Origin of the sequence: Pseudomonas sp. Fl4BN1, from assembly GCF_009908285.1 — a bacterium.
Classification (GTDB): Bacteria; Pseudomonadota; Gammaproteobacteria; order Pseudomonadales; family Pseudomonadaceae; genus Aquipseudomonas.
In genome coordinates, this window is record NZ_JAAARM010000095.1 from 1 (window position 1) to 475 (window position 475).

1 protein-coding gene is annotated in these 475 nt (G+C 65.9%); it reads left to right on the forward strand.

Annotation, left to right across the window (positions count from 1 at the left end; genetic code table 11):
• Positions 1–475 (forward strand): aminotransferase class V-fold PLP-dependent enzyme (locus GV818_RS33725; protein WP_161778747.1); only part of this gene is annotated, 475 nt, incomplete at both ends.

The window sequence follows — 475 nt, forward strand, 5'->3', positions numbered from 1 at the left end:
GCACTGTATGTCCGCCGCGACATTGCTTCGCAAATTGCCCCGCAAATCCACGGTGGCGGACACGAGCGCGGTCTGCGCTCGGGCACGCTGGCGACGCATCAGATCGTCGGTATGGGCGTTGCGTGTGAATTGGCAGCGGAAGAACTGGAGCACGAGACCGCCCGCATTGCTGCGCTGAGCCAGCGGCTGAAGTCAGCGGTGCTGGCCCTCGGTGACGTGGTGCACAACGCCGATGTGGCCCGACGCATTCCCCACACCCTGAGCCTGACGGTCAACGCGCCCGGCTTCATGCCGATGATGCTGGGCGACGATCTTGCCGTGTCGTCAACGTCCGCTTGCAACTCCGCCGCAGGCACGCCGTCGCACGTGCTGACGGCCATCGGCCTGGATGCCGATGCCGCAGGCCGCACCGTGCGGATCAGCCTGGGCCGCTTTGCGACCGAGCACGACGTCGATTTTGCCGCTGTCTGTTTCC